This is a genomic window from Pseudidiomarina salilacus, from assembly GCF_047323925.1.
Lineage (GTDB): Bacteria > Pseudomonadota > Gammaproteobacteria > Enterobacterales > Alteromonadaceae > Pseudidiomarina > Pseudidiomarina salilacus.
Genome location: NZ_CP178751.1, coordinates 324,942 through 345,827, shown reverse-complemented (window position 1 = coordinate 345,827; position 20,886 = coordinate 324,942). Strand labels below are relative to the sequence as shown.

General features: G+C 50.6%; 24 protein-coding genes. 11 read left to right on the top strand and 13 right to left on the bottom strand.

The window, feature by feature from the left end:
• Position 1: 1 nt before the first annotated feature.
• The 3 genes from ACJ8W9_RS01640 to ACJ8W9_RS01630 are packed head-to-tail and all read right to left on the bottom strand — an operon-like array spanning position 2 to position 3,698.
• Entirely contained in the window at positions 2-1,471 is a 1,470-nt protein-coding gene (locus ACJ8W9_RS01640) for a phospholipase D family protein (protein WP_411358187.1), read from the bottom strand.
• A gap of 20 nt (positions 1,472-1,491) precedes the next feature.
• On the bottom strand, positions 1,492-2,592 hold the full coding sequence (hemH, locus tag ACJ8W9_RS01635) for a ferrochelatase (protein ID WP_411358186.1): 1,101 nt from the start codon (positions 2,590-2,592) through the stop codon (positions 1,492-1,494).
• Between the two features lie 38 nt (positions 2,593-2,630).
• On the bottom strand, positions 2,631-3,698 hold the full coding sequence (locus ACJ8W9_RS01630) for an alpha/beta hydrolase (RefSeq protein WP_411358185.1): 1,068 nt from the start codon (positions 3,696-3,698) through the stop codon (positions 2,631-2,633).
• Between the two features lie 159 nt (positions 3,699-3,857).
• Between ACJ8W9_RS01630 and xthA the strand changes: the two genes are divergently transcribed.
• Positions 3,858-4,667, top strand: a complete 810-nt coding sequence (xthA, locus tag ACJ8W9_RS01625; RefSeq protein ID WP_411360059.1) for an exodeoxyribonuclease III — start codon at positions 3,858-3,860, stop codon at positions 4,665-4,667.
• Here the strand turns inward: xthA and yfbV are convergent.
• Positions 4,664-5,077 (bottom strand): terminus macrodomain insulation protein YfbV, encoded by a 414-nt coding sequence (yfbV, locus tag ACJ8W9_RS01620; protein WP_411358183.1) that lies wholly within the window; start codon positions 5,075-5,077, stop codon positions 4,664-4,666. The two genes, xthA and yfbV, sit on opposite strands and share 4 nt — an antisense overlap.
• Before the next feature lie 220 nt (positions 5,078-5,297).
• Between yfbV and ACJ8W9_RS01615 the strand changes: the two genes are divergently transcribed.
• From ACJ8W9_RS01615 to ACJ8W9_RS01600, 4 genes are read left to right on the top strand one after another with little or no spacing between them, the layout of a single operon-like run.
• A complete protein-coding gene (locus ACJ8W9_RS01615) occupies positions 5,298-5,651 on the top strand; it encodes an arsenate reductase (RefSeq protein ID WP_411360057.1) in 354 nt (117 codons plus the stop codon).
• On the top strand, positions 5,648-6,793 hold the full coding sequence (dapE, locus tag ACJ8W9_RS01610; RefSeq protein ID WP_411358181.1) for a succinyl-diaminopimelate desuccinylase: 1,146 nt from the start codon (positions 5,648-5,650) through the stop codon (positions 6,791-6,793). The genes ACJ8W9_RS01615 and dapE overlap by 4 nt, the downstream gene beginning before the upstream one ends.
• A complete protein-coding gene (locus tag ACJ8W9_RS01605; protein ID WP_411360055.1) occupies positions 6,787-7,509 on the top strand; it encodes a M15 family metallopeptidase in 723 nt (240 codons plus the stop codon). Before dapE ends, ACJ8W9_RS01605 begins: the two co-directional genes overlap by 7 nt.
• On the top strand, positions 7,494-7,658 hold the full coding sequence (locus tag ACJ8W9_RS01600; protein WP_081909720.1) for a DUF2897 family protein: 165 nt from the start codon (positions 7,494-7,496) through the stop codon (positions 7,656-7,658). The genes ACJ8W9_RS01605 and ACJ8W9_RS01600 overlap by 16 nt, the downstream gene beginning before the upstream one ends.
• Position 7,659: 1 nt before the next feature.
• Here ACJ8W9_RS01600 and purC read toward each other — a convergent pair whose 3' ends face one another.
• The 3 genes from purC to dapA are packed head-to-tail and all read right to left on the bottom strand — an operon-like array spanning position 7,660 to position 10,352.
• The gene (gene purC / locus ACJ8W9_RS01595) at positions 7,660-8,373 is read right to left on the bottom strand and encodes a phosphoribosylaminoimidazolesuccinocarboxamide synthase (protein ID WP_411358179.1); all 714 of its coding nucleotides are present in this window, start codon (positions 8,371-8,373) and stop codon (positions 7,660-7,662) included.
• A 30-nt stretch (positions 8,374-8,403) separates the two neighbouring features.
• Complete coding sequence (bamC, locus tag ACJ8W9_RS01590) at positions 8,404-9,465, bottom strand: outer membrane protein assembly factor BamC (protein WP_411358178.1); 1,062 nt, start codon at positions 9,463-9,465, stop codon at positions 8,404-8,406.
• Positions 9,462-10,352 (bottom strand): 4-hydroxy-tetrahydrodipicolinate synthase, encoded by an 891-nt coding sequence (dapA, locus tag ACJ8W9_RS01585; RefSeq protein WP_411358177.1) that lies wholly within the window; start codon positions 10,350-10,352, stop codon positions 9,462-9,464. The genes bamC and dapA overlap by 4 nt, the downstream gene beginning before the upstream one ends.
• A 114-nt stretch (positions 10,353-10,466) precedes the next feature.
• Between dapA and bcp the strand changes: the two genes are divergently transcribed.
• Positions 10,467-10,940, top strand: coding sequence for a thioredoxin-dependent thiol peroxidase (gene bcp, locus ACJ8W9_RS01580; RefSeq protein WP_411358176.1), 474 nt, complete (start codon positions 10,467-10,469; stop codon positions 10,938-10,940).
• 3 nt (positions 10,941-10,943) lie between these two features.
• On the opposite strand, the gene ACJ8W9_RS01575 is transcribed toward bcp, so the two are convergent.
• The gene (locus tag ACJ8W9_RS01575) at positions 10,944-12,038 is read right to left on the bottom strand and encodes an AI-2E family transporter (protein WP_411358175.1); all 1,095 of its coding nucleotides are present in this window, start codon (positions 12,036-12,038) and stop codon (positions 10,944-10,946) included.
• 145 nt (positions 12,039-12,183) lie between these two features.
• Here ACJ8W9_RS01575 and ACJ8W9_RS01570 point away from each other — a divergent pair, with 145 nt between their 5' ends.
• Entirely contained in the window at positions 12,184-13,635 is a 1,452-nt protein-coding gene (locus ACJ8W9_RS01570; protein WP_411360052.1) for a M48 family metalloprotease, read from the top strand.
• Here ACJ8W9_RS01570 and ACJ8W9_RS01565 read toward each other — a convergent pair.
• Positions 13,632-14,081 carry a TlpA family protein disulfide reductase gene (locus ACJ8W9_RS01565; protein ID WP_411358173.1) on the bottom strand — a complete coding sequence of 150 codons (450 nt, stop codon included), beginning with the start codon at positions 14,079-14,081 and terminating at the stop codon, positions 13,632-13,634. The genes ACJ8W9_RS01570 and ACJ8W9_RS01565 overlap by 4 nt on opposite strands.
• Before the next feature lie 50 nt (positions 14,082-14,131).
• On the opposite strand from ACJ8W9_RS01565, the gene arsC reads away from it, so the two are divergent.
• From arsC to ACJ8W9_RS01550, 3 genes are read left to right on the top strand one after another with little or no spacing between them, the layout of a single operon-like run.
• Positions 14,132-14,482 (top strand): arsenate reductase (glutaredoxin), encoded by a 351-nt coding sequence (gene arsC / locus ACJ8W9_RS01560; protein ID WP_411358172.1) that lies wholly within the window; start codon positions 14,132-14,134, stop codon positions 14,480-14,482.
• Positions 14,483-15,058 carry an NAD(P)H:quinone oxidoreductase gene (wrbA, locus tag ACJ8W9_RS01555; protein WP_411358171.1) on the top strand — a complete coding sequence of 192 codons (576 nt, stop codon included), beginning with the start codon at positions 14,483-14,485 and terminating at the stop codon, positions 15,056-15,058. It begins immediately after the preceding gene.
• A gap of 6 nt (positions 15,059-15,064) precedes the next feature.
• The gene (locus tag ACJ8W9_RS01550; protein WP_411358170.1) at positions 15,065-15,448 is read left to right on the top strand and encodes a DUF2069 domain-containing protein; all 384 of its coding nucleotides are present in this window, start codon (positions 15,065-15,067) and stop codon (positions 15,446-15,448) included.
• On the opposite strand, the gene hda is transcribed toward ACJ8W9_RS01550, so the two are convergent.
• Together hda and ACJ8W9_RS01540 are read right to left on the bottom strand one after the other, a co-directional pair.
• Positions 15,445-16,125, bottom strand: coding sequence for a DnaA regulatory inactivator Hda (gene hda / locus ACJ8W9_RS01545; protein WP_411360049.1), 681 nt, complete (start codon positions 16,123-16,125; stop codon positions 15,445-15,447). The two genes, ACJ8W9_RS01550 and hda, sit on opposite strands and share 4 nt — an antisense overlap.
• Positions 16,122-17,201: a DUF2066 domain-containing protein gene (locus ACJ8W9_RS01540; protein WP_411358168.1), complete on the bottom strand. Its 1,080-nt coding sequence runs from the start codon at positions 17,199-17,201 to the stop codon at positions 16,122-16,124. The genes hda and ACJ8W9_RS01540 overlap by 4 nt, the downstream gene beginning before the upstream one ends.
• Before the next feature lie 153 nt (positions 17,202-17,354).
• Here ACJ8W9_RS01540 and ACJ8W9_RS01535 point away from each other — a divergent pair, with 153 nt between their 5' ends.
• Positions 17,355-18,659: an MFS transporter gene (locus tag ACJ8W9_RS01535; protein ID WP_411358167.1), complete on the top strand. Its 1,305-nt coding sequence runs from the start codon at positions 17,355-17,357 to the stop codon at positions 18,657-18,659.
• On the opposite strand, the gene pgm is transcribed toward ACJ8W9_RS01535, so the two are convergent.
• Both pgm and seqA read right to left on the bottom strand, forming a co-directional pair.
• Positions 18,656-20,296: a phosphoglucomutase (alpha-D-glucose-1,6-bisphosphate-dependent) gene (gene pgm / locus ACJ8W9_RS01530; RefSeq protein ID WP_411360047.1), complete on the bottom strand. Its 1,641-nt coding sequence runs from the start codon at positions 20,294-20,296 to the stop codon at positions 18,656-18,658. The two genes, ACJ8W9_RS01535 and pgm, sit on opposite strands and share 4 nt — an antisense overlap.
• Entirely contained in the window at positions 20,296-20,823 is a 528-nt protein-coding gene (gene seqA / locus ACJ8W9_RS01525) for a replication initiation negative regulator SeqA (RefSeq protein ID WP_411360046.1), read from the bottom strand. Before seqA ends, pgm begins: the two co-directional genes overlap by 1 nt.
• Positions 20,824-20,886: the final 63 nt, after the last annotated feature.

Below are 20,886 nucleotides of genomic sequence, written 5' to 3'. Positions count from 1 at the left end.
ACTACAACAATCGCTCAATGGGTAGGCGCTCAAGAATACGTACTGCGAGTCGTCGCCAAATGCTCGCGTCAGGTTCACTGTAATACAGAGTTCGTCTGCTACTACCTAAACGTTCCACCCAAATCACCCGATTCTTGATTAAACGCAACTGGTAAGCATATTGCGGCAAGGTGGTAATGATTGCAGTTTCAAGCCGCGCTGCCAGCTCACGACTGTGCATCACAAAACCCAGTTCAGTATTAATCGCTGCAGAACGCGGATCAAAGTTAAGTGAGCCGATAAAGACGCGTGCTAAATCCACCATAAAAGTTTTTGCATGCAGACTTGATGCCGACGAACCAAAGCGCTCTTTACCTTTCAGACGCTGGCGTCGCTCGCGGCGTTGTTGCCGTCGCGCTTTGGCCGACAAGCGCTGTAATTCAAATAACTGAATACCGTGCTGTAACAGGCGCTTGCGCCACTTGGCATAGCCGGCGTGTACCACAGCGACGTCGGTTGCCGCCAACGAGTTGGTGAGCACAATAATTTGTACGCCGCGCTTTGCCATCGCTACCAATTCATCGACCCCAGCTTTGGTGGGAACAAAGTACGGTGATACCAACGTCACATGCGACTGCGGCTCGCCAATCGCTTGTTGTAATTGATGGGTAACGAGCTGCTGCGGTTGAGCACGACCGAGCGCTTTCGCAGGGCTGTCACTGACGAGCTGGGTTTCGGCCCAATAAATATCGATTTGTTGCTGCTGTAGTTGCTGGATAAACGGCAAAGATTCGATAGCTTGCACGTAATCCTGCGCCCTTGGGTCTTGCTCATAACGCTTGGCAATCGCCTGTAGCGTCGATAAATCTTGTGGTTTGGTAAGGGTAAACAGTCGCTCCAGTGGCACCGCCGAGTCGCTCTGCCAATAATGCTCAAAATCACTCACCACATGCGCAACCACAGACCCAATCAGCAGCGCATCTAAATCAGCAAATAACACATCTGAGGTGGCCCCAAAGTATTCGTCGCCGATATTACGACCACCGCTGATGACCACTTGCTCATCTGCGATAAAAGCTTTGTTGTGCATGCGTCGATTGACCCGACGAAAATCAAATAAATAATTGAGAAAACGGGGCCGGCGCACTCGTAACGGATTAAACAGCCGTACTTCGATGTTAGGATGCTGATGCAAGCCAATCAACGTGGCATCGAGACCAGCTGTGTTGTGGTCATCAAGCAACAACCGTACTTTGACTCCACGCTCGGCAGCCGCATGCAGTTCTTCAAACAACAAAGTGCCAGTAATGTCATGGCGCCAAATATAATATTGCACATCGAGCCGAACTTCAGCTTGCCGCGCCAACAACACCCGCGCGGCAAATGCTTCACGCGCATCGACCAAGGGTATCACGCCACTCTTACCGGGATGCTCGGTAAGCAGCGGCGAGATGACCTGAGCTAATCTTCCTTGCCCTACGTCAGCGGTCACTGCACTCGATGCTCCTGTGCTTAATCGGGATTACTCAATTTGCCATAAACGGCTTCGCGTTGTTTAGCGCGCTCGGCGCGATGGTGCTGATCGGTAACCACACTCCACCCTTGCAATTCGCGTTTCACTATAGCAGTCAATGCGGCAATATGATCGGGGTTATCATTCAACGCAGGAATATAAGCGTAGTGCTCACCGCCCGCTTCGATAAAGTACTCACGATTCTCTTCGCCGATTTCTTCGATGGTCTCAAGACAATCTGCACTGAAGCCGGGACAGAACACCTGTACGTTTTTGACACCTAAACCAGGCAGTGATTTCAACGTTTCGTCGGTATACGGCTTAAGCCACTCCTCACGCCCAAAACGAGACTGGAAGGTAGTCAGATACTGATCTTTACTTAAACCGAGTTTTTCAGCAATGAGGCGCGATGTTTTATGGCACTCACAATGATAGGGGTCACCTTTTTGTAAGTACTTCAAGGGCACGCCATGGTACGAGAAGATCAACTTCTCAGCTTGCCCGTGGGTTTGCCAATACGCTTTGATCTGCGCTGCACAGGCGTCGATATACCCAGCATCATCGTGGTAATGACTGATAAAACGTAAGTCTGGTAGCCAACGACGCTTAACGAAATCCTGCGCGAGCGCATCAAAAGTCGAACCTGAAGTAGCAGCCGAATATTGTGGATACAAGGGCAACAGCACCAGCTTACGTACACCATGCTGGAGCATTTCGTCGATCACATCACGCATGTTCGGGGAGCCATAGCGCATGGCATAACGCACGATAACTTGGTCGCCGTAGTCCTCACTCAGTGCAACTTGTAGCTTTTCGGCTTGTGCGACTGTGTGAAATAACAAAGGCGAGCCACGCTCGGTCCATACTGTTTGATAGGCCTCAGCTGAGCGCTTTGGACGAATTCGCAAAATCACGCCATTGAGAATCAACCACCACAGTGCACGTGGCACTTCGACTACTCGCGGATCGGACAAAAACTCTTTCAAGTAACGTCGCAACGAGGGCGTATCGGGTGCATCTGGGGTGCCTAAATTCGTTACCAAAACGCCAATTTTGTCTGCTTGAGCGTGAGAAAAATCTGCATAACCGCGATACTTCATTTGTTTACCTCGTGTTCTAGCAAGTGAACTTGCGTCGCTTAACGCCAGAGTTGCACTTTATTGCGAATTTCACCAGTAGCAATCCATTCTTTTAACTGATCAGCCATCCACCGACCCTGTTCCACAGCTTGCTGCCAATACTTGATTCGCTCTTCTACGTCGATATCTGCGAAATCGGTTCTATCGGGGATTTTGCCGTAGGGTAATTGCGCGACAAATTCTGCGCTTGGCGTCAACATAATCACATTCGGCCAATGCGCCCCTGTGGTGCGACGCTTTTTATTGCGCTTATCAAACCAGCCTGGAATCACCTCATGATGAAAATGCGGATACAGCACCAAACCATCGATGGCACTAAAGTCGAGGTCAAAATGGTAGTCGGTCACCCCGCCATCACGATAGATACCAGCAGGTGCACCAGGAATATCACGCACCCCTTCGAGCACCAACGGAATTGAGCCGGTTGCTAATAGTGCTTGCTTAAAGTTTTCTTCGCTCAACAAGGCGTGACTTGTCGGCAAGTCGTGCCAAAGTTCAGTGAAGGTTGCGGGCGATGCGGGATGATGAAAAATCACCCGTTCGTAAAATTTGCCCAGCCACTGGCGCTTCATCGAATTCGCAAGTGCTGACGTCAACAAACCAAACAGTTGCTTTTTACCTTCGACGGCCGTCAACCCACGACAGCGCACCACTATCCAATGGTGGCGGAACTTGTCTTGGTTGAGGATATCGTGCACCGCATCATCGGGAATATAGGTGTGCAGTAGCTTACGGGCTTCTTCGGTAATTTCTTGCACATCGGGTTTAGCACTGTAAGTTTGCGTGCTGTACAGCTTGGCAAACAAGTCACTGGCAGCTACGGGATCGCGTTGCCCCAATGAGGCAAAACGCCAAGCACCCGCCGAAGTACCGAGTAAATCTAGCGGTCGTTGCCGTTCGGCAAAAAACTCGCCGAACAAAAAACGATCAAGCCCTTGTAAGACAAACCATTTAGGCCCACCGGAAGCGCCGACCAACAAGTCGATGGCATCTTGGTCGAGTCCATGCTCCTGAATATGCTGATACGCGCGTTTACCGGCGCGGATCTGCAACCAATCGGTTGCCATACTGCTCTCCCTTTTTACGCTTTTTGTTGTTATTTGCTCTTGGCAGTATACCGAAAAACCTTGGCTAACACAGCCTTATGGTCGCGCCTTTTCCGGCCTTCTGGTATGCTTGCTAGCACCTTATCGATGAACAAAAAAGACCAAAGGAACGCGCGCAAAATGAAGCTTATTTCATTTAACATTAATGGCATTCGGGCACGTTTGCATCAGCTCCAAGCTTTAATTGACAAGCATCAGCCAGACGTCATCGGCTTGCAGGAAACCAAAGTGCACGACGAGCAATTTCCACTAGCTGATGTAGAAGCCATGGGTTACCACGTGATTTTTCATGGGCAGAAAGGCCATTACGGTGTGGCATTGCTAAGCAAACAGCCGCTCGAGAATCCACAGTTTGGCTTTCCGACCGACAGCGAAGATGCGCAACGCCGTATGATCATGGGCGATTTTGTAAAAGCTGACGGTAGCCGTGTGCGCATTCTTAACGGTTACTTTCCGCAGGGCGAAAGCCGCGACCATCCGCTGAAGTTTCCAGCCAAAGAAAAATTCTACGCTGACTTAATGCATTACTTGCATAGTGAGCTGGATCCGGAGCAACAAGTGGTGGTGATGGGGGATGTCAATATTTCCCATCAGGATTGCGATATCGGTATCGGTGAAGATAACGCCAAACGCTGGTTACGCACTGGCAAGTGCAGCTTCCTACCTGAAGAGCGGGAATGGCTCAATACCCTGCTCGACTGGGGTTTGCACGATACCTACCGCCTGCAACATCAAGAGGTCAGCGATCAATTTAGTTGGTTTGATTATCGCTCACGTGGCTTTGATGACAATCGTGGGCTGCGCATTGACTTAATTCTTGCCACCGCAAGTCTGGCTGATAAGTTAGTCGACAGTGGCATTGATTATGAGTTGCGCGGTATCGAAAAGCCGTCAGACCACGCGCCTATTTGGAGTGAGTTTAAACTCTAATGCTCATCAGGCGGTAATTCATCTAACGCCCGCCGTAGCACCCGAGCGAGATCCATGCGAATGGGTTTCGCTTGTGGTTGCATCTTCAGCTTTTTTGTCAGTTCTAAATACCAATGCTTGAGCCGCGGATCGAGTGGGCTCAACGCCCGTCGCCCTAACCAATACCAGCCTTGCAATGGCAGCGACAACAAAAACAATGAAGTGACAATCGCTTGCGGTAACAATGCACCGTCTTGCCATTGCCATTGCACCAGAAAATTAATCACCGCCAGTGCAGGCATAAACTTGGCGGCAAATTTTACTGCCGGTACCACCCGAGTCTCGGTCATTGCTGCCACTACCGAATGGTGCGGCCAAATGGCTGCATACTTTTGACCGCTTTGTAAAACCTGCCACAATGAATGGGCCATTTAATTTTCTCCGCTTGTCAGCAAAAATTCACTTGACAGATCAGCTTTCGAACAACCTGACTAAAACTCAACCAACTCATTTTTATCATTATTTTCAATGCTTTAGTTAGTTCACAGCAGCTAACTCACAGACTTATCCACACAAACTGTGGAGAATCCACCGCGCTTTTGCCACAATGCTAGCTCAATCCTTCCATCCCATTAACAACAAGCAAAAACAATGATGAAACTGACGGTTTTTGGTATTCCTAATTGCGACACTGTGCGCAAAGCGCGTAAATTTCTCGAGCAGCACGGTGTTGATTATGACTTTCATGATGTACGTGAGCAACCACTGTCGAGTGCTACACTTAGCACTTGGCTTGAACAGATACCGCGCGAACAGCTGGTCAATAAGCGCAGTACTACCTGGCGTCAACTGTCTGCCAGCGAACAAGCCCTCGCTGATGACGCACAAGCGATTGCGCTGTTACAAGCACACCCAACGTTAATGAAACGCCCAGTGTTGCAACAAGGTTCACAGCTGCAGGTAGGTTTTGATCAAGCCAAGTGGCAACAGGTTATCGGTCAATGAACCAAGCGGATCTGAGTAACCCGACCCTAGCACTTGCTGCTGAACTAATTGCGCGACCGTCGGTAACGCCTGACGACGCTGGCTGTCAGCAACTGCTCGGCGAGCGTTTAGCAGCACTAGGTTTTAGTTTGGAAACCATGGTGTTCGAAGACACCACCAACTTGTGGGCGCGACGTGGTAGCGACGGCCCGTTATTTTGTTTTGCCGGACACACCGACGTGGTGCCAGTAGGCGTTGAGCACGCGTGGCGCTTTCCACCTTTTGCCCCGACCCTTCACGAGGGCATGTTGTACGGCCGTGGCGCGGCCGATATGAAAGGTAGCCTAGCAGCAATGGTGGTTGCGCTAGAACGCTTTCTCGCGCGCCACCCCGAACCACAGGGCAGTATTGCACTATTGCTGACCAGCGACGAAGAAGGCCCCTTTATCAATGGCACCACTCGCGTCATTGACACCTTAGAAGCACGTAACGAGAAAATCACCTGGTGTATTGTCGGAGAACCCTCCAGTACCGAACAGGTAGGAGATGTCGTCAAAAACGGTCGCCGCGGCTCACTCTCGGGTGAACTTAAAGTGTTTGGTGTGCAAGGCCATGTGGCTTATCCACACCTTGCTGATAATCCAGTGCATCGCGCGGCCCCTGCTCTCGCCACCTTGGCAAGTACCGAGTGGGATCACGGCAATGCCTTTTTTCCTGCCACCAGCTTTCAGATTTCGAATGCCCATGCCGGTACAGGTGCCGGCAACGTCATCCCAGGTGAATTTCACGTCAGCTTTAATTTTCGCTTCAGCACTGAAACCACCGCAGAGGATCTTCAACAGCGGGTGCGCGCCATTCTTGATGCCCATCAACTCGACTATGCCATCGACTGGAAACTCAATGGTCAGCCCTTTTTGACCGCTGAGGGACCATTGTTAAGCGCGACGCAAGCGGCGATCCGCCATCATCGCGGGGAGCTCCCAGTATTGTCGACGGCTGGTGGCACTTCTGATGGTCGGTTTATCGCTCCCACCGGCGCTGAAGTTATCGAACTCGGTCCAGTCAATGCCACCATTCATAAGGTCAATGAGTGCGTTGCAGCTGAAGATCTGCTAGTACTTACGGATATCTACGAAACTATCTTGGAGCAATTGTTGTGCTGAGCGTAGCAGAGCTGACTGGACAAGTTGACAGCCATGTCGTGAGCGACCCATGCTGCCGCCCAACGGTGCGACTGCAGCCGGCGGTCTACGGCGCCTATCGTGCAATGGCTGCGGCCGCGCAAGAAACAGGGCTAGCGATAGACATTGCCTCAGGTTTTCGTAATTTCTCCCGTCAACAAAGTATTTGGAATCGCAAATTCAGTGGCGCCGCGCCCCTCTACAATGTACACGGCCAACTGCTCGATGCCGACACCTTAACCATGGGCGATAAAATCGAAGCCATCATGACTTGGTCGGCATTACCCGGCGCCAGTCGCCACCATTGGGGCACCGACCTTGATGTTTTTGACCCGCGCCCCTTTGCCGCGGGAACACGACAATTAGAGCTGATCCCAGCTGAGTATGAGGAAGGCGGCCCATGCCATTCACTCGCTCTGTGGCTATCTCAGCACGCCGCTGACTTTGGCTTTTATTTTCCCTACCGGCAATACCGCGGCGGCGTTGCCGCCGAGCCATGGCATCTTAGCTATGGAAGCTTAGCCACCGACGCCCACCAGTTGTTAACAGTTGAGGTACTGGCTGAAGTGATCGGTCAGAGTGAAATTGCAGGTAAAGATTACGTCATCGCCTGTTTACCGGAACTCAAAGCACGCTATATTGATACTATCTGCGATGCTGCAGATGCGCATGGAGACGATACATGGATTTTTGGCTGATCGTAGGCTTAGTGCTGGTCTTTGGTGTGGTGATTGGCAACATTATGCTGTTGCGCCATACCGCAAATATGAAAATGCCGTCGCTCAAGCAACGGCATTCAGAGCGTCATCCCCACGATGAAGATGACGACGATTGGGATAAAAAATAACTTACAGCGGCACACCTAAGCGTTGTGCCACCTCTTCGTACGCCTCGACGACGCCACCTAAACCTTGGCGGAAGCGATCTTTATCAAGCTTCTTACGGGTTTCTTTGTCCCACAGACGACAACCGTCAGGGCTAAATTCGTCGCCCAGCACTATGTTGCCCGCGCTGTCGAGACCAAACTCAAGTTTGAAGTCTACCAATAGCATGCCCGCATCTTCGAACAACTGCTTAAGCACATCGTTGATTTCGAAGGTCAGTGCTTTCATAGTGGCCAACTGCTCTGCAGTTGCCCAGCCGAAAGTAACCGCGTGACTCTCGTTGATCATCGGGTCATGCAACGCATCGTTTTTCAAAAACAACTCAAAAGTTGCTGGCGTTAACGCTTGTCCTTCTTCCACACCTAAGCGACGCACGAGGCTACCCGCTGCATAGTTACGCACCACGCATTCCACCGGAATCATTTGCAGCTTCTTGACCACGGTTTCTGTATCGCTGACCACGTCAACGATTTGCGTAGCGATACCCGCAGCTTCAAGTTTGCCCATGATAAAGTTATTGAACTTATTATTAACCATCCCCTTGCGCTCAAGCTGCTCAACCTTTTCGCCGTCAAACGCAGAGGTATCATTGCGAAAGTGCAAAATAAGTTTGTCTGGGTCATCGGTGGTATACACAGTTTTTGCTTTACCACGATAAAGTTCAGTACGTTTTTCCATGAGCAACAAGGTCTCCAGCGTGTTTACAAGTTACAGGGCGCTTTGCCGGCGAATCTCCGCCGCAAAAGGACCATAAATGCGATCAATATCAGCCGCAGTTAACGGCTCTTCACCACGGAAGATGGTGATCGTCGAGGTGTTGTTATCACCGGTGACGTTGATTTGATAATTGCCGTCTGGCAAATCGATTTTACCATCGCTACGGCTGTTCCAGAACGCGAGGCTAAAGCCAGCTTCACGCAGGTAATTCACGTAGTACATACCGGTCGATTGGTTCAAATCATCCACTTCAAAACCAAGTGCTTCAAGCACTTCTTCGGTCAATGGCCATGCCACATCAAAGCCGATATCAACTTGGAACGCCGGCATACCATCGGCATTAAAGGTTGGTTCAACATTGACGACCGCGTTGGCTTCAGCTTCGGCAAAAATTTCTTGTTGGCGAATCGCAATTTCGTTAATAACGCCGTTCAGTAATGCTGCTTCGGCATTACTATCACTTACGCCACCTGGTGCCATACCCGCACCCGGTCCGCTTTGCTTCTTATCGATCATTTCGACGCTTAACGTCGCAATACGGCGGTGATCGGGAACTTCCATATTCACTTTAAAGCGGCGCTCGACCGTCACTTCTAATTCATCTTCTGTTACCAGCACGTTTTCACTGATCCAGCCAGTCGTCAGACTTTGCTCGGCGGCTTCATCGCGCACTTCAATATTACGCTCCGCCAGCTCATCATAAAGACTCTCCCAAACGAACGCCGGCAAATTCTCCATGCCATCGAGCTCAGAGAAATCGACCGCGGTCACGTCGGGGTTCTCGCTTGGACGACTGCCAGCAGCAGTGGCGCGCACCAAAACCGGTGACAAAACGTTGACGTCTTTACCCACTTCACCTGTCACATTTACTTGCGGTACTTCGTAGCGATTGCTTGGCGTCGGCAGTTGCTTGCCTGCTGCCGGGCGCAAAGGTTCGCGCAGCTCGACATTCGTGTATTCAAAATCACCCTCTGCTTGCTCGCGTGGGGTAAAACTACAGGCACTCAAGACAACTGTCGAGAGCCCCAAAATTGCTAAATAAGATACTTTCATGCGTGCTCCGCGCTTACTAAACCAGCTTGTTTTAATGTTTGTTCGATGTGTTGTTGCTGCGGAAGTTCCGGCGCTGTCATCGGTAAACGATAATTCGCCTCGATTTTACCCATTTGTGCCAGTGCCCATTTTACCGGAATCGGGTTCGCTTGCACAAACATGGCTTCGTGTAAGCCTTGCATTTGCGCGTCTAACGCTCGTGCTTGTTCGGTTTCACCACGACACGCGGCCGTCACCATTTGTTTCATCAATCCCGGGACAACATTGGCAGTGACACTAATCACCCCTTGACCACCGGCTAGCAGAAAATCGCAGCCAGTAGGGTCATCGCCACTGAGTAAAATAAAATCATTGCCACAGCGCTTACGCAGCTCCGCTACCCGAGCAACGTCACCGGTTGCTTCTTTAATGCCAACAATGTGTTGAATCTCGGCAAGTTCCGCAACCTGCTCTGGGGTCAAATCTGCGCCTGTGCGTCCTGGCACATTGTAGAGTAATTGCGGTAAGTCACTGGCGGCGCAACAGGCACGATAATGCTCAATGAGACCACGTTGCGAAGGTTTGTTGTAGTATGGGTTGACGTTCAAAAAGCCGGCTAAAGGTAGATTTGCCATGCGTTCGGTCAAATGAACCGCTTCGGCAGTGGCATTGGAGCCGTTGCCAGCAATCACATGGATACGGCCTGCTGCGAGTTCACATACAGCACTGACCACCATTACATGCTCTTCATGACTCATGGTTGGTGATTCACCAGTGGTGCCCATGGCGACGATGGCGTCTGTACCTTCAGCGACATGCCAGTCTACCAACTCTGCAAGCGCGGTGTAATCAACGTTGCCCTGCTCGGTAAAAGGCGTCACCAAGGCGACGATACTACCTGTTAACATTGCTGCTCCTGATCTTTTTTAAGGCGACAATGGTACTTTTGAACGTAAGCAAACACAAGGGTAAGATAGTGACCACTATCGCAGTTCTACTCTATACGAAACGAGAGGAAAGTTATGCAAACACTTAAAGTTGGCGACGACGCGCCACAGTTCACGTTATTAGACGCTAATGAGCAGTCGGTGGCACTTGCTGATTTGTTAAAGCAAGGCAAAGTATTAGTGTATTTCTACCCCAAAGCGATGACTCCAGGCTGTACCGTACAAGCCCAACAGTTACGTGACCATCAAGAAGATTTAGCGAAATTCAACGTCACCACAGTTGGCATCAGCCCGGACGCTCCAAAACGACTGGCCAAATTCACCGAGCGCGACGCACTCAACTTCACTTTGCTCAGTGATGAAGATCACCAAGTCGCCGACGCCTTTGGGGTGTGGGGACCGAAAAAGTTTATGGGCCGTGAGTTCGACGGTATTCACCGCATTAGTTTCTTAATCGATCAAAACGGTAAAGTTGCTGAAGTTTTTGATAGCTTCAAAACTAAAGATCACCATCAAGTTGTACTCGACGCCCTCGCGAGCGCCGAATAACATTTAATCCTCTGAAGCCTTTGGCTGGTGCGTAAATTCAGCAGCCAGAGGCTCACTCGACGATAGCGCGGTAAGCACTGCTTTTACGAGGCTTGCTAGTGGAATCGCAAAGAAAACACCCCAAAAACCCCATAATCCACCGAAAATAAGCACTGCAGCAATGATATACACGGGATTCAAACTCACCGCTTCAGAGAACAACAGCGGCACTAGCACGTTGCCATCGAGTGCTTGGATAATTAAATAAGCAATCATCACGTAGGCAAACATCGGACTCCAGCCAAATTGGAACAACGCGACCAAGGCAACTGGAATGGTCACCACCGCCGCTCCGATGTACGGAATCAACACAGACAAGCCAACCAACACTGCCAACAAGGCAGCATAGCGTAAGTCGAATAGCGTAAAGCAGATAAAGGTAAAGCCACCAACGATAATAACCTCAAGCGCTTTACCGCGAATGTAGTTCATTATCTGTAAGTTCATTTCTTCGCTGACTTGTGAGATCAACCGGCGGTTGCTTGGTAAGGTTCGATTAATATGCCCGAGCAACTCACGTTTATCTTTCAGCATGAAGAACATGAGCAGCGGCACAATGATCAGATAAATCAGCAACGCCATGATGCCAATCAGACTACTGAGCGACTGGCTAATGATGGTTTCACCAAGATTAATGGCGCGTTGATTAAAGTTCGCCACCACACGGTCGATGTAGCTTTCGTTGATGTAACCAGGAAATAGCTCAGGTAACCGATCTAAAAACTCACGGGTACGTAACACCATTTGTGGCAATTCGGTAATCAGTGCGACGCCCTGTTGCCAGATAACCGGCACCAAGAAGAAAATCAGTAACACGTTGATGGCCACGAACACCACGAAGACAATAACCACCGCCAAGGTACGGGTGAGACCAGCGGCTTGCAGGCGCTGGATCGGCCAATCCAATAAATAAGCTAAGGCTACCGCTACCAAAATAGGGGCGATCAAATGACCGAAGAAGACAATTAGCAGGAATAGAACAACCAGCAATAAAGCCAAGGTAATTGCATCAGGATCGGAAAACTTCCGTTGATACCAAGCCTTTAGGTAATCCCACATAGCCAACGTATCTCCATCTTTGAAAGGGCAGCCCTCATGATAGCCGCGAATCTATTAAATATACAGTTTAAACTATTCAAAAATGGGAACCTTTTACCTATGATGGACTCTATTAAACAAGCTGTAACGATTAGGTTGTTCACATATGCTGTCTGCCCTTAAAACCAAACTCGCAACTGTTAGCTTAGCTGCTCTGTTAGCGCTGAGTGTATCTGCGAGCGCGCAGCAACAGCGACTGCCTGATATTGGCACCGCCGGCGGCGGCACCATGTCGATTGAACGCGAGCAACTGATTGGCGATTTTTACATGCGCCAGATCCGCGCCTCCGCGCCAATTGTTGGCGATCCAGTGCTCAACTCTTATCTACATAACGTCGGCTCAAAGTTGGTACTGCGCGCCAGTGATGTGCGCTTCCCGTTCAAGTTCTTCTGGGTTCAGCAAGATCAAATCAACGCTTTCGCCTTCTTCGGTGGCCATGTTGGCGTCAACACTGGTCTGATTGCCGAAACACGTAATGAATCCGAACTGGCATCGGTACTCGCGCACGAAATTGCCCACGTATCGCAACGTCATATAGTACGTAACATGGAAGCCATGGAGCGTAGTGGTCCAGCGTCCATTGCTGCGATGTTGGGCTCGGTGTTACTCGGCATTGTCAATCCAGAACTGGGGATGGCAGCGGTACAAGCGAGTATGGCGGGCATGCAACAACGCAGCATCAACTACACGCGCTTATTTGAGCAAGAAGCTGACCGCATTGGCCTGACTATTTTGGCTGAAAGTGGCTACGACCCCATGGGCGCGCCTGACTTTTTCGGCCGTTTAGCGGCGAAGTACCGCTACACTGCAAAGCCGCCGGAAATGCTGCTCACCCACCCGTTAAGTGAATCGCGCATCAGTGATACCCGTTTACGTGCCGAACAATTGCGCCAGAGCTATCGGCAAACCAACGATGAGCAAGATTTTCTGTTAGCCAAATATCGCGTCTTGGTGCGCCATGTGAAGCGTTATGATGCTGAAGCTGCACGCCGTGAAATGAACAGTAACGACCCCCAAGTTGCGACCGCAGCACGCTATGGCTATGCCATTGCCCTACTTGATGACGACCAAGCTGAAGCTGCTGAAGAAGCATTGGCTCCGCTTTATCAAGCGCAACCCTACAACACCTTTTATCTTGACGTACAAACCGATATTTTGCTGGCTCAGCAACGCTTTGACGAAGCCCTAGCTATGCTTGAGCAAGCTTATCAGCGCATGCCAAACGAACGCACCATCACCATGAACTATGCGAATGCTGCCAACCAAGCCGATCGACCCGCATTAGCGGTGAAACTAGTTCGCGACTATCTGCTGCGCGAACCGTCGAACACCATCGCTTACTCATTATTGATAGATGCACATCGCGCTTTAGGCGATAGCCAGGGCATGCATGAAGCGAACGCGGAGCTGATGGCCTTGTACGGCCAGTTTGACCGCGCCATTGACCATTTACACAACGCCCACCGCGCCAGCGACAATCGCCTTGAGCAACGCCGCATTCAGGCGCGTATCGAGCAGTTAATGGCGCAGCGCGACACCCTACAACAACTGGGTTAGTCTGCACTAATAGCGCGTAGCAATGAAGCCTCGGTTTGTTCACCTAACAAGGGCCCTTTGACTTCGCCGTCTGGCGTAATGACATAGGTTGCAGGCAACATTTGTGGTGTGGCAAAGGGTAATTGCGGTACCGGTTGGTTAAGTATCAGTGGAAACTGAATGTCGTACTCTTGCTGTAACGCAGCGAGTTCTTGGTTATTTAAACCGTCAAAGCTAACGCCAAATAATTGTGCTTTATCACTGTGCGCGTGATGAAATTCATTGAGTTCCGGTAGTTCACGCAAACAGGGAGCACACCATTCGGCGAAATAATTGACGATGACATACTCGCCCTGCAAATCTTGCCAACGCAATTGTTGTTCTTGATTGGTATGAAAATCGGCGGCGGGACTGCAACTCGCAAGCCCTAGAACCAACACTGCAACTGACAAAAATCGACAATACATAGGCTTTCCCGTAAGCTATAAACAGATACTTATTCGCAGAAGGTAGTAGCATGTCTGAAGTTCACATTTATCACAACCCTCGCTGTTCAAAAAGTCGTCAAACCCTTGCACTGCTTGAAGAACAAGGCATTCAGCCAAGCATCATTGAGTACTTAAAAGACCCGCTTACGGCTGCTGATATTAGTGATTTACTGCGCAAGCTCGGCTTTATCTCAGCGCGCGAACTCATTCGCTCAAAAGAAGATGCTTACAAAGAATTGAATTTAAAAGATGTCGACGATGAAAAGCAACTGATCAATGCCATGGTTGAGCACCCTAAGCTTATTGAGCGACCGATTGTGGTGAAAGGAGATCAAGCACGCCTAGGCCGCCCGCCAGAAGCCGTACTGGAGATTCTGTAAATGACCACGGCAGCCAAGGTCATTGTCCTCTATTACAGCCGCAGTGGTGCCACTCAGCAACTCGCAGATGCTATCGCTAATGGTATCATGCAGGCCGGCGCTGAACCGCTACTGCGCACTGTTGCTTGCGATGATCAGGCCGCTTGTGCGCGTGATCTAGTCATCGAAGCAGAGGAGCTACGCGATTGTGCAGGTATAGCGCTTGGTAGCCCGACACGCTTTGGTCACATGTACAGCGGCTTGCAGAAGTTCTGGGAAACCACGTCAGCTGAATGGTTGCGTGGCGCCTTGGTCGACAAACCAGCGGCTGTGTTTACCTCAAGTAGTTCAATGCATGGTGGTCAAGAATCAACCCTGCTGTCGATGCTAGTGCCACTGTTACACCACGGCATGATGGTGCTTGGTATTCCCTATACTGAACCAGGGCTGCAGCAAACCACGGCCGGAGGCAGTCCCTACGGCGCCTCCCACGTTGAACACGCGGCGGGGAGCAAGCTCAGTAAACAGGAGCTTACGCTCGCCACGCAGCTTGGCCTGCGTTTGGGGCAAGCCGCAGTCAAATTACAACAAGAGTAGTAAACTATGACGCCTTACATTAAACGCCTTCGTTGGCTTGCCTTAGTCAGTTATATCGCGCTCCTGGCGTGGGTCATTGTGTGGCAGTTTGGGACTGGTTATAGCGAGCAGTCTATATTGTTTCGCAGCCTGTTCTACGTACTCCCGCTCTTGTTCCCGCTGTACGGCATCATCAAAGGCAAACCTTACACTCATGCCTGGGCGAACTTTATTCTGATGTGGTACTTCTTGCATAGTTTGACCATGCTCTACATAGCGCCAGAGCAACTGTGGTGGGCGGTAGGTGAATTGTTATTGACCAGTCTCGCGTTTGTCGGTTGTACTTGGTTCGCACGGCATCAAGGACGCGCACTAGGTTTGGGTCTGAAAAAACTGAAAGACCAAGATTAAATTGCCAGAACAGCTTTAATAAAAGGAATGGTGAGTTTACGTTGCGCCGCGATCGAAGCTCGGTCAAGGCGCTTCAAACTGCCGATCAAACTCCCCATATCGCGTCCTAAACGTTGCAACATAAATTGTGCAGTGTCATGCCGTAACTCCAAGCCCATCGCTTGCGCGCGCAATTGTAGCGCGTCTATTTTTTGCGCGTCATCCAGCTCATGCAGCTGCATCACCACACCCCAACTGAGACGCGATTGTACATCCTGATAAGCCGCTTTGAGTTGCGCCGGTGAAACGCTTGCAGTGACCAGCAAGCGGCCACTTTCTGCGTCGCGCACGCGGTTGAACAAGGTGAACAATTCATAGCACCAATTGGCGTCGTCGAGAACCGCATCCACATCATCAAGACAAATTAACGGATAGCGCTCAAGCCCCTTGAGCACACCGGCTTGGGTTGCACCTTGGAGTTCGGCTAACGGCAAGTACATGACTGGTGTGGGTGCTGCTGCGCACAGTGCATGCAACACATGGCTTTTACCTACCCCGGCACGCCCCCACAAATAAGTGACGCTTTGCGCGCCTTGTTGCGCCACCGCTATGGCCTCGCTATTGGGGCCAAGCACCAGCGTTGCAAAGGTTTCATTGCTCGGTAACTGCACATTCAGCGGCAACTGCTGTAGCGTCATTTTTCAGCGATCCAACGGAATAAGTTACTCTCGGTCGGATCCTCGCCTTCGACCGCAACAGCTTGTAATTCTTGACTTAAATCAAGCGCTTGCCGAATACGTGCCGGATCGGTGGTCAAACTCAAACTAAATTCAGCGCGATGCTGACCATAAGCCACCAGTTGCACATCGTTGACTGCAGGAATATTCGCAAGTAACTGTTCCGCCGCTATGGTAGTGGTTAGATCAGGTAAATCGTCAATTTGCACCGTCCATTGCTGACTCACATCACTCTCGCTACTAATTCGATAGCGCGCTGCCAATTGCGCCGTTACGTCGGCGATCACTGCTGCCCCAAGCTCACCTGGGTCCATGGCCGTGGCCTCACCGCGCCAACGTAACTCACCCAAGTTCAAGGTCCAATCTACCTGCCATTTATCAGTCACCAGCTCTAGGTTGGCTGGGTCTGGTATGGTTTGATAAATGCGCGCGACGATCACACCGTCCGGACTGTAGCGTTGGCTGGCAAAATCAATGGTATCCATGAACCGCGCCCACACATCAATGACCGAAACTGTCATGGTATCGTTCAAATCTAACAAGGGGAGTTGAATCGGTAATCCACGGCGTTGTGCGGCATTGCGCAGCTGCTGCACTACAATAGCTTCGCTGTCAGCAGCATACATGCGACGCTGCAGATCCTCGTTTTCTTGTACTAACCAAACCAATAATTTGGGCCGCAGACTACTCCAAATACCACCACCTGCATCAAGGATTAAACGTTCCACTTGCGCCGGATCGAATTGTGCCCACAAATACAAAGCTTCGGTTTCTTGTTGGTAACCATACTGCACCACGTAGTCACGCACGTTGCGCAGGGCATTGTCGACGATCGGACTGGCCAACACTTCATCATCACCACTGAGTTTCAGTAGTGTTGCTTGCAGCGCCTCGCGCAGCGCATTGGTGCGCTCGGTGGCGGCTTGGCTATTGACCTCTACCCGATGCTGATAGAGGTCATCTACTTCTTCCGCTGCTTGTGCAGCACAAAAGAACCCTACCAGCAGTAAAATGATCGGTGCTAATCGTTGCATCATGATCCTTTTTTATCCTCTTCTCTGCGCATCATAAACAGCCCGCTAACCCTCGGCAAGTAACAAGCTGTGGATAACCTCTTGACGTTTCCGAAAAATTTGATCCGTGCTACAATTCGCGACACATTCACTCGCCAACGCCAAGGATCGTTGCTCATGCTTAAACAACAACTGCGAGCGATCAGTTCCCTTCTCACCAGTATCACCCTGATCGGCATTTGTACCGGCATGACCAGCACGCTATTAAGCCTGCGTGCAACCATCGAAAACTTTGGCACTTTGACCACCGGCATTATCATGTCGGCTTATTTTATTGGCTTTCTATTTGGTACCACCCGTGCCCCAAAAGATATTCGTCGCGTAGGTTACATTCGCGCCTTTGGTGGGCTGGCGGCGCTCGCTGCGGCGTCAATACTGATTCAGGCGATTTGGATTGACCCCACCGTGTGGTTCATTATGCGCTTTTTAACCGGTTTTGCGATCTCGGCGATTTTCGTCATCGTCGAGAGTTGGCTTAATACCATGGCCGACAACAAAAACCGAGGCGCTTTACTGTCCATTTACTTAGTGTTGATTTACGGCGGTCTCGTTGCCGGACAGTTAATCCTTGGCATCGCTGACCCTGCAGGCTTCCTCGCCTTTGCATTGGTTGCGCTACTGATCAACCTATCACTGATCCCAATCCTGATCAGTGTGACGGTTGAGCCGACCACCCATGAACCGAAAAAAGTACCCATCCGCAGCCTCTTAAAACTGGTGCCTCTGGGTATGGTCAACGCTTTTATTATGCAGGCCTGTTATGCCATGTTTTATGGTATTGGCCCCATGTACGCGACCTACATCGGCCTAAGCGTCGGTCAAGTGTCACTGTTTATGGCGGCGTTTATTCTTGGCGGCATGTTGGCACAAGCTCCCATCGGCTTACTCTCTGATCGCTTTGATCGACGCATCATTATGGCAGCTTGCGCTGGTGCAGGTGCGGTGATGGCATTTGTGTTGGCACAACTCGACGCTTCGGTGGCGTGGCTGATCTTCCTCTGTGTCGGCTTGTTCGGCGCCTGTGTTCTGCCCATGTACTCTTTGGGTATGGCGCACACCAACGATTACCTCGACAAAGATCAAATGGTCGGCGCTACCGGCGCCATCATCAAAGTCGGTGGTATCGGCTCGATTATCGGTGCGCCAGCAGTTGCTGCCCTAATGCAGTTTGGTGCGGTTGATTTCTTTTTCTTGTTGATTATGGCGTTGACCGCGATTGTCAGCTTGTACTCACTATACCGCGTGACACGCCGTGCCAAAGCTGACGACCAGCTCACGGGTAGTTATGCATTGTTGACACCGTCACAAACCTCAGATGAGTTGCTCACCTCATTGGTCGATGAGCATCAATATCAGGTCGAACTGGCGGAACAAGAAGCAGAACAAGAGGCCGAAGAAACAGCTTCGGCCGTTAAGTCTTAATCAGCTAGCCAAGTTGTCACGAGTTGCTGAGCTTCGGCAGCAATCGTTGCGAGATGCTCAGCACTGACGAAACTCTCACAATAAATTTTATAAATCGGCTCGGTGCCTGACGGGCGTGCAGCAAACCAGCCATTGGCGGTGGTTACTTTTACCCCACCGATGAGGCCATCGTTGCCCGGTGCTTTACTCATCACCGCCGTCACGGCATCGCCAGCAAGTTCATTCAGTTTCAACTTGTAAGCCCGAATACCGGCTAGCGCCTTATTCATTGCTGGTGTCGAAGGTGCATCTGTGCGCTGATAATAGCTCGTGCCATGTTGGGCACATAAATCAGCATAGTAATCACCAAGATCCTTGCCGGTGACGGCAACGATTTCGGCGGCCAATAAGGCTAGAATGATGCCGTCTTTATCAGTGGTCCATACTTGTCCTTGGCGGTCGGCAAAGGTCGCTCCAGCGCTTTCTTCACCAGCAAAAGCTAAATCACCCTCGGCAAGTCCTTGCGCAAACCATTTAAAACCTACCGGCACTTCTAACAGCTCACGATCATTGGCGGCAACGACCCTATCAATCAATGCACTCGACACCAAAGTTTTACCGACTTTCATGGATGCAGGCCAAGTACGATGCTGACACAAGTAATCAATCGCAATCGCAAGGTAGTGGTTCGGGTTTAACAAGCCATGCTTGGGCGTGACAATGCCATGACGGTCGTAGTCAGGATCATTACCAAAGGCAATCGCATATTCATCTTTAAGCTTTAACAACGAAGCCATCGCATAAGGCGACGAACAGTCCATGCGAATTTTGCCGTCTTTATCTAGGGTCATAAACCGGAAACTTGGGTCAACTTCGGCATTGAAGACATCAATGGTTAAACCGTAGCGTTCTGCTATGAGCGCCCAGTAACTTGCCCCTGCTCCGCCCATGGCATCGACACCGATGCGCAGCTTGGCAGCACGAATGGCAGCCATATTGATGACCTGCTCGAGCTCATCGATATACTGACTACGCCAGTCCACTGCTTTTAACAGCGGGCTTGCAACTGCTTCGGCATAACTCACGGCGTTCACGCCAAGTAAGTCTGACGACAACAAGGCATTCGCATATTTCTGAATCACTTTGGTGGCATCAGCATCGGCTGGTCCGCCATGCGGGGGATTGTACTTGAAGCCGCCATCGGTCGGCGGATTGTGGGAAGGTGTGATCACCACGCCATCAGCTAAATCTTTGCTGCGTCCTTGGTTATAACGCAGCACCGCACGACTGAGCACCGGCGTTGGGGTATAGCCGTCAGCACTTTGCACGTGCACTTCTACACCATTAGCAATAAAGACTTCAAGTGCTGTCATGTAGGCTGCTTCTGACAACGCATGGGTATCACGCGCCAGCAATAAAGGCCCAGTAATGCCCTGCTCTTCACGGTAAGCCACCAAAGCTTGGCTGATCGCCAAAATATGTGCCTCATTAAAAGAGTTATCGAGTGCACAGCCACGGTGTCCAGAGGTACCAAACTGCACTTGTTGCGCACGTTGGCGTGGATCCACTTCATTGACGAAATAAGCACTGACCAGTTTCGCGATATTGGTCAAATCCTGTGCTTGAGCGGGTTTTCCCGCACGTTCATGCAAAGCCATTATAGAAAATCCCTAATTTTTTCTGCTTGCGCTTCGTCATAACCGAGTTCAAGTGCCACTTGGGTGAGCATCGATTTCTTGCGCGTCGTGTTGTTATTGGTCACCACATAAAAGTCCGAATCAGGAATCTGTTTAGGATTGGTGCTAGTGCCACTTGCTTCTAATTCAGCCGCGCTACGCGAAAAGTATTGGCGGTCGCGACCACTGATTTGCAGTACCTTGGCAAACATATGCGGGTGACATTTGTGCAGCATGCTCAAAATGTATAAGAAGCGCGCAACCACACTACGTTGCCCAGCAAGATCTGCACTGGTCATGCTGTCGAAAATGGTGCGGTTGTGCACGCGTGTGCCCACTTCGGGTTCAGCTGCTGCACTATTTAACGGGGCTTCTGACGCTGCGTTCGGCGCAGACGATTCTAACTGCAACAAGCGGCGTAGAATCGACGATGCACTCTCACCGATGTGCTGGGTATGACTGGCGATATAACGGTATAACTCATCATCAATCTCAATACGTTTGCTCATGCGCTCACTTCTTTTCGGTTTATGGCAGACTCTATGCGGGTTATTATACCCATCCGACCACGT

What these genes read in the sequence shown, in the direction of transcription:
- wrbA (WP_411358171.1), top strand. Translation starts at nt 14,483, where the DNA reads ATGACCACGGCAGCCAAGGTCATTGTCCTCTATTACAGCCGCAGTGGT.
- ACJ8W9_RS01630 (WP_411358185.1), bottom strand. Translation starts at nt 3,698, where the DNA reads ATGGCAACCGATTGGTTGCAGATCCGCGCCGGTAAACGCGCGTATCAG.
- bamC (WP_411358178.1), bottom strand. Translation starts at nt 9,465, where the DNA reads ATGAAAGTATCTTATTTAGCAATTTTGGGGCTCTCGACAGTTGTCTTG.
- dapE (WP_411358181.1), top strand. Translation starts at nt 5,648, where the DNA reads ATGAACCAAGCGGATCTGAGTAACCCGACCCTAGCACTTGCTGCTGAA.
- pgm (WP_411360047.1), bottom strand. Translation starts at nt 20,296, where the DNA reads ATGGCTTTGCATGAACGTGCGGGAAAACCCGCTCAAGCACAGGATTTG.
- ACJ8W9_RS01540 (WP_411358168.1), bottom strand. Translation starts at nt 17,201, where the DNA reads ATGATGCAACGATTAGCACCGATCATTTTACTGCTGGTAGGGTTCTTT.
- bcp (WP_411358176.1), top strand. Translation starts at nt 10,467, where the DNA reads ATGCAAACACTTAAAGTTGGCGACGACGCGCCACAGTTCACGTTATTA.
- hda (WP_411360049.1), bottom strand. Translation starts at nt 16,125, where the DNA reads ATGACGCTACAGCAGTTGCCGCTGAATGTGCAGTTACCGAGCAATGAA.
- ACJ8W9_RS01550 (WP_411358170.1), top strand. Translation starts at nt 15,065, where the DNA reads ATGACGCCTTACATTAAACGCCTTCGTTGGCTTGCCTTAGTCAGTTAT.
- arsC (WP_411358172.1), top strand. Translation starts at nt 14,132, where the DNA reads ATGTCTGAAGTTCACATTTATCACAACCCTCGCTGTTCAAAAAGTCGT.
- seqA (WP_411360046.1), bottom strand. Translation starts at nt 20,823, where the DNA reads ATGAGCAAACGTATTGAGATTGATGATGAGTTATACCGTTATATCGCC.
- ACJ8W9_RS01535 (WP_411358167.1), top strand. Translation starts at nt 17,355, where the DNA reads ATGCTTAAACAACAACTGCGAGCGATCAGTTCCCTTCTCACCAGTATC.
- ACJ8W9_RS01615 (WP_411360057.1), top strand. Translation starts at nt 5,298, where the DNA reads ATGATGAAACTGACGGTTTTTGGTATTCCTAATTGCGACACTGTGCGC.
- xthA (WP_411360059.1), top strand. Translation starts at nt 3,858, where the DNA reads ATGAAGCTTATTTCATTTAACATTAATGGCATTCGGGCACGTTTGCAT.
- purC (WP_411358179.1), bottom strand. Translation starts at nt 8,373, where the DNA reads ATGGAAAAACGTACTGAACTTTATCGTGGTAAAGCAAAAACTGTGTAT.
- dapA (WP_411358177.1), bottom strand. Translation starts at nt 10,352, where the DNA reads ATGTTAACAGGTAGTATCGTCGCCTTGGTGACGCCTTTTACCGAGCAG.
- hemH (WP_411358186.1), bottom strand. Translation starts at nt 2,592, where the DNA reads ATGAAGTATCGCGGTTATGCAGATTTTTCTCACGCTCAAGCAGACAAA.
- ACJ8W9_RS01575 (WP_411358175.1), bottom strand. Translation starts at nt 12,038, where the DNA reads ATGTGGGATTACCTAAAGGCTTGGTATCAACGGAAGTTTTCCGATCCT.
- yfbV (WP_411358183.1), bottom strand. Translation starts at nt 5,077, where the DNA reads ATGGCCCATTCATTGTGGCAGGTTTTACAAAGCGGTCAAAAGTATGCA.
- ACJ8W9_RS01570 (WP_411360052.1), top strand. Translation starts at nt 12,184, where the DNA reads ATGCTGTCTGCCCTTAAAACCAAACTCGCAACTGTTAGCTTAGCTGCT.
- ACJ8W9_RS01565 (WP_411358173.1), bottom strand. Translation starts at nt 14,081, where the DNA reads ATGTATTGTCGATTTTTGTCAGTTGCAGTGTTGGTTCTAGGGCTTGCG.
- ACJ8W9_RS01600 (WP_081909720.1), top strand. Translation starts at nt 7,494, where the DNA reads ATGGATTTTTGGCTGATCGTAGGCTTAGTGCTGGTCTTTGGTGTGGTG.